Annotated in this window: 4 protein-coding genes; 3 read left to right on the plus strand and 1 reads right to left on the minus strand. The window is 43.2% G+C overall.

Translation table 11 applies throughout. The features are described 5' to 3' along the window. Positions 1-310: 310 nt before the first annotated feature. Positions 311-1,519 carry a mechanosensitive ion channel family protein gene (locus DC077_RS10140; protein WP_109202428.1) on the minus strand — a complete coding sequence of 403 codons (1,209 nt, stop codon included), beginning with the start codon at positions 1,517-1,519 and terminating at the stop codon, positions 311-313. Positions 1,520-2,223: 704 nt separating this feature from the next. On the opposite strand from DC077_RS10140, the gene DC077_RS10145 reads away from it, so the two are divergent. The 3 genes from DC077_RS10145 (at position 2,224) to DC077_RS10155 (ending at position 5,399) form a co-directional block, all read left to right on the plus strand. Further along, entirely contained in the window at positions 2,224-3,240 is a 1,017-nt protein-coding gene (locus tag DC077_RS10145) for a c-type cytochrome (protein ID WP_109202429.1), read from the plus strand. Positions 3,241-3,603: 363 nt separating this feature from the next. Continuing rightward, positions 3,604-4,257 carry a nucleotidyltransferase family protein gene (locus DC077_RS10150; RefSeq protein WP_109202430.1) on the plus strand — a complete coding sequence of 218 codons (654 nt, stop codon included), beginning with the start codon at positions 3,604-3,606 and terminating at the stop codon, positions 4,255-4,257. A gap of 164 nt (positions 4,258-4,421) precedes the next feature. Beyond that, the gene (locus tag DC077_RS10155) at positions 4,422-5,399 is read left to right on the plus strand and encodes an XdhC family protein (RefSeq protein ID WP_109202431.1); all 978 of its coding nucleotides are present in this window, start codon (positions 4,422-4,424) and stop codon (positions 5,397-5,399) included. Positions 5,400-6,331 lie beyond the last annotated feature (932 nt).

Consider the following 6,331-nt stretch of genomic DNA (forward strand, 5'->3'; position numbering starts at 1 on the left):
ATCAAATTTAGGCGGGTAAAAATAAGCAATCGCAAAATATCTTCTTATAAATCAATAAGATATTGCGAAATCTTTTTCTAAAAAAGTGGACGGACTTGACACAAAATAGAAAAAATAGTCTTTAATATCATACTGTTATAACAACATAGCAATACACTACTACAGTGGGATAATCTGCCATTTCTGACAGAAGCGGCCATAAAAAAAGCGCTACAACAATCTCTGCAGCGCTTTAATTTATATTAAATATCGTTAAATAACGTTAAACAAAAATTAGGCAAACGTTAGGCAAACATTAAAAGATTCACTTTTAAGGATTTGAAGGGCCCTTTGATGCCGGAGCAGCGGAGGAAGCGGAATCGACCTTTGAAGCTCCTGCGGTGGAGATTTGAGCATCAGCCACTGCCGCTCTATTCATTGCAGGAGTAATGGCAGGATCTTCCTTTATCTGCACCTGAAGCGCACCCTCATTATTATCGAGATAGAGAAGTTGCGTAGTATCGGCAAAATCAGCCCCATTTTTATGGACGATCTCAATAATCTTTAGATAGACCTCCTGCTGCGCCTCTAACCACTCTGCCCACTTCACCGTTTTGGTAAAACAGTAGATCATAATATTGAGGGAAGAATCCCCAAAATCATTAAAGTAGACTAGGAGCGTCTGTGTCAGATCGATTTTAGGATTCTGTTGTAACATCGTACGGATATCATTCACCACCGCGGCGACCTTATCGGAATCCTCATATCGTAATCCGATCTCCGTATTGATCCGGCGGTTGGTCATACGCCCAGGGTTCTCAACACTAATGGAGGAGAAGAGCGCATTAGGAATATAGAGCGGGCGATTATCAAAGGTCATAATCTTGGTACTGCGCCAGCCGATCTCTTTAACAACCCCTTCAATCTTACGATCTGGGGAGTTGATCCAGTCACCGATATTAAAGGGGCGCTCAAAGAAGAGCATCACGCCGGAGAAGAAGTTACTTAAGACATCTTTACTCGCAAAACCGATCGCAATCCCACCGATACCGCCAAAGGTCATCAAGCCGGAGAGACTCAAACCAAAATGCTCCCCAAAGAGAAGAAGAACAATAAGGAAGATCACAATCTTCAAAACGCGGGTAATAATCTTTGCCGAAGTTTTATCAGCGCCCTTCTCGATCTGAGATTTCTCTAAGCTATTGACCATAAAGAAGAGCGTCTGAATTAAGATCGCGCCGATTAAGATCATCTGCGTAATGACAATCATCTTCGCCGTAATCACCTTAATATGGAAATCGACCAGCGCCATCTGTAGATATTGAGAGAGAATAAAGACAGCAAAAGCTAATATCCCGCCCAAAATAAAGTGACTTAAGATGCCATTGGTGGTCCAACGCTTTTTGCGCACAATAAAACGAATAATAAAGTAGATAAAGAGGACGAACAATAGTATCCCCAAACCGATCCCATATTTAATCACCAAGGGATTGGCCAATATCTCTTCTATACCGAATGGATCTGTTAATGTCTCTTTCATCCTATTACTCCTAACGATCAATTCTCCATAGTTTACACCGCCTATACACTATCCCCAACGAATAACCCGCTAAAAGAATTCTCAATACGCTATTTATTTTTTCACTCTTCCCAGCTCAACCCCTCCTCACCTCTTCCTCACTCCTTATTTGTAAATAATTGATAAATAATAGTAAATGTTAAGTAAAAGTTGAGAAAGTAGGATCTCAAGCAAGAGAATTAATGAAAATTTATGTTATTGTCAACTTATCTTAATAATCAAATTATTATTTATGAAGTTAACAATAAAGTTAACAAGAAGATTAAAAACGGCTCTAAAACAGACCAAAAATAGCGTAAAAATAGACTTGAAATAGACTTAAAATAGATTTTTTACCAATTTCTACCCCCCTCTTTAGCGAGAGATCATAGCTCAGAGAATCGCCTCTCAAAAAAGAGTATATATTGTAAGCATTTTTTGTAAATTGATTAGTCAAACAGGGAGTTCGTTACTATAATAAATTAACCAATATAAACAAATATAAACACCCTATTAGGCAAGTATTAATAGTGGATTTAAATTAAATGAGGATAGAAACAGAATACTTTAAGAGTTAATAAGACTTAATAAGGCTTAATAAGGCTTAATAAAACTCAATAAGCCTTATTAAAATTTAAAAGCGCATTTAATAGTATTGATGCAAAGATAATGGGAACCTAACAACCATGGAACGGAAAAAAGATAATCGATTATGGCTTAAAATCTTAATCTCAATAATTCTACTCTTTGGAATATTGGTCATCATCTTAACTCTGCAACAACAGCAACTTCCCACAACGACGAAGCAGTACTATAAACCCTCAAGAGCCAATGTTGAAAAGGGGCGTTATCTTGCCATTGTTGGAAGTTGTGCTACCTGCCATTCATCCAATCCAATACATGCGTTCTCTGGCGGTAATGCGATTAAAAGCCCTTTTGGAGAGCTCTATGGCAGTAATTTAACGCCCTCTGCTGACTTTGGTATTGGTCGCTGGACCGAGATTAACTTCTTCCGCGCCTTAACAGAAGGGATCGCTCCCCCCGCACGCAATCTCTACCCAACGATGCCCTACCCCTATTTTCAACATATTACACGCGCCGATAGCGATGCGCTCTACGCCTACTTTATGACTCTGCCGGCGATCAATGAAGCGCCTCCTGAAGATCAGATCTCCTTTCCCTATAATCAGCGTCTCTTACTCAAGCTCTGGAACCTCTTCTTTATGCGACAAAAGCCGCTTCCCGTTCTTTCGGAAGGTGCATCGGAATCGTGGGAGCGTGGTAAATATCTTGTCAATGGTATTAGCCACTGCGGTATGTGTCACTCCCCCGCTGGTCGCTTTGGGCAGTTAGATCGAGATCGCTACCTTGAAGGAGGAGAATTTGAAGGTTTCTTCGCCCCCAATATTACGCCGGATGGATTAGTGGAAAATGGCTGGACCCAAGAGGATCTAGAGTGCTACCTCAAAACAGGGAAAGCGCCACAAGCCACAGCTTCAGGCCCTATGGCACAGATCATTAAAGAGAGTACTTCACAGATGAAGCCGGAAGATATTGTCGCAATCACCACCTTTCTCCTTGGTGAGGAGATTGTTATAGAAGAGGAGGAGGATGATAATACTCCAGTAGAAGAAAATCAGCAGGAGGTCAAACGCCATCCGCTCGATCATCTGCGCTATCGAGGCATGGAGTTAGGAAGCTAGGAAGCTTGGATGTTAGGAAATTAGGAAATTAGAAAGTTAGAGGGTCAGAGAGCCAGAGAGTTCATCTCCCTCATTGATATCATCCATTGATATCATCAATTAAGACCATTCATTAATATATCTTTATCAATATATCTTTATTAATATATTTTTATTGATATATTTTCATTAAGTCACTCATAAAATCGCGATTATTCCGATTTTGAAAATATAAGCATGCCGAAAGGTTGTCCCTAACGTAGCGAACGTCTATATTGATTCTATCGATGCACATTTTCTAGGCTGCACCCGCCTATTTCTCCATGGCGGTACACCGCTTCTCTAATCTTGCTGAGAGCCTCTCTGCAATAAGGAATCTGATCTATGACTATTGGTATCTTCATTATGGCTGCCGGCTTAAGTCGCCGTTTTAAAGCAGAGAGCAATCAACATAAACTGCTAGTATCTCCCCCGCTATTTGAAGAAGCCCTTCTTACGATCACCTATAATCGTGTTAAAGGGGCCTTTAAAGAGGAGGAGATTGCGATTATCACCAATCATGCAGAACCGGAAGTCACAGCGCTCGCCCGCTCATTGCATCCCCATATCCTCACCATCGAGAGTGATGGTTTAGGAGAGAGTATCGGTTTAGCGACCAAAGCGCTACTGCTTGCCGATGATGCTCCTTTTAAAGTCTTAGAGGGGATCTTTATCCTGCCGGCGGATCTTCCCTATCTTTTAACAGAGACACTAATTCTGCTCAAAGGGTATCTTGAAAAGTCGGAGCATCCTATTATTCGCCCGCTCTTTGATCATATGCCGGGGCATCCTGTTGGCTTTAAATCGATGCTCTTTCCAGAATTAGCACAACTCTCCGGCGATCTAGGCGCACAAAAGCTGCTAAAACCGGAGATGACTCGAAATATCTCCGTCTTCGATCCCGGCGTTATTTGGGATATCGACACCCCGGAAGATCTACTCACCAAACCGGGCGATCATCAATGGTATACAGCGCCCTATCTTCGGGTGAATCGATAATTTTAAGATAATTTTATAAATGGGAGAGAAGGTAATCTCGCATCTATAGAATGTAGAAAATAATATAACAATCGCTACAACGATCACTATAAAGATTACTATAAAGATCATGGCATCAGATCCCATCTACAGATCATCAAAAAGGAATCATCACGGAGGAGAGAATGAAACAACTCGATCTACTTGTCATTGAGACGTCGGAGATGTGGCTTACTCAAGGGGAGACTGTTTGGCTAGGTACGGTGATTCGCACCTATGGCTCTGCACCGCGCGCTCCTGGGGCGCTCTTTGCCGCTAATATTCGTGGGGAGTATGTTGGCTCTCTCTCCGGCGGTTGTATCGAGGAGGATCTCCTTGCCAAAATTAAGCAAAATTGGTTTCAACAGCAGAGTGAGCTCATTATCTATGGTGAGATGAGTGATCACTTTCGCCCTAATCGGCAACTGCCCTGTGGTGGGACGATCGATGTACTACTTGAACGGCTTACGCCCACATCTACCAATCGAACCTATCTACAAGCGATGTCTCGCGCATTAACCGGCAAAGAGAAGCTAATTAAAAGAGTTATATTGGGGGAGTCGGCACAATTATCAGATCACTCTGATGAAGCTTCTTCGCAGATTGAAGAGATCGACGGCGTAATTACACTTCCTTTAGAGGCTGAGAATCGAATCTTTATTGCCGGCATCTCCGCCGTGGCCCTCTACACAATCGATTTTGCCACGACACTAGGCTTTAAGGTGATCGTTGCTGATGATCGAGAAGAGGAACTTCGCCAATTAGAGAATAGCCCACTTCTTGAGAAGGTGACGCTCCTGAAGACCTTTCCGGCAACTTATCTTGAAAATGAGGGTGCTTCGGAGCAGACGGCGATTCTTTCACTAACGCATGATCCCCGCATTGATGATTTTACAATGATCGCCGCTTTAGCAACGCCGGCATTCTATATCGGCGCAATGGGGTCAAAACGCAATAGTACTCATCGTCTAGCTCGTCTACGGGAATGTACCGATTATCAAGAGCGTGATCTCGCTCGAATCCACGCACCGATCGGCCTTCCTATCGGCAGTAAAACACCGGCAGAGATCGCCCTTGCCATTGTTGCAGATATTGTTCGCGTAAAAAATGGGATCTCTCTCTAAGAAGATTCCGATCTTGTTTGTAACAGAGATAGAAGCTGAACGCTGCCGGATCTTACTATCGCGTACTTTTACAAATCATGCGCCGGCAGTAGGCAATCATTCGATTGCCAGAATAGTTCTTATCTTTATAAAAGCTGATGAGTTGCCGGAGATCACTACTGCGAGATTCAACAATTTGCATGCCGGCAGTAGGCGAACTCTTATCACCGGCAGATATTGTTTAATTACTGTTTAAGAGCTGTTTAAAGCGCGTTTAATTATTTTCTCGGCGCTGAAAGCGCCAATTCGCGGGCATGCACCAGTTAAAAGAACGAAATAGTCGGCTCCCGCGGCTCCATGAATCTTCTTAAGAATCATCCATGAAAAAAAGGCTGAACGCTGCCGGTCCTCACTATCGAGTACTTCCACAAATCACGCGCCGGCAGAAGGCATCTAAGATGCCAAATACCGGGCATGCACCGGCTAAAAGAACGAGATAGTCGGCTCCCGCGGCTCCACGAATCTTCTTAAGAATCATCCATGAAAAAAGGCTGAACGCTGCCGGATCTTACTATCGCGTACTTTTACAAATCACGCGCCGGCAGTAGGCATCTAAGATGCCGAATCGCGGGCATGCACCGGCTAAAAGAACGAAATAGTCGGCTCCCGCGGCTCCATGAATCTTCTTAAGAATCATCCATAAAAAAAGGCTGAACGCTGCCGGATCTTACTATCGCGTACTTTTACAAATCACGCGCCGGCAGTAGGCATCTAAGATGCCGAATCGCGGGCATACACAGGCTAAAAGAACGAAATAGTCGGCTCCCGCGGCTCCATGAATCTTCTTAAGAATCATCCATAAAAAAAGGCTGAACGCTGCCGGATCTTACTATCGCGTACTTTTACAAATCACGCGCCGGCAGTAGGCATCTAAGATGCCGAATCGCGGGCAT

Origin of the sequence: Ignatzschineria cameli, from assembly GCF_003121895.1 — a bacterium.
Taxonomy (GTDB): domain Bacteria; phylum Pseudomonadota; class Gammaproteobacteria; order Cardiobacteriales; family Wohlfahrtiimonadaceae; genus Ignatzschineria; species Ignatzschineria cameli.

Bases quoted from the DNA above. Each gene is read 5' to 3' on its own strand.
- DC077_RS10140 (WP_109202428.1), bottom strand. From the start codon at position 1,519: ATGAAAGAGACATTAACAGATCCATTCGGTATAGAAGAGATATTGGCC.
- DC077_RS10145 (WP_109202429.1), top strand. From the start codon at position 2,224: ATGGAACGGAAAAAAGATAATCGATTATGGCTTAAAATCTTAATCTCA.
- DC077_RS10150 (WP_109202430.1), top strand. From the start codon at position 3,604: ATGACTATTGGTATCTTCATTATGGCTGCCGGCTTAAGTCGCCGTTTT.
- DC077_RS10155 (WP_109202431.1), top strand. From the start codon at position 4,422: ATGAAACAACTCGATCTACTTGTCATTGAGACGTCGGAGATGTGGCTT.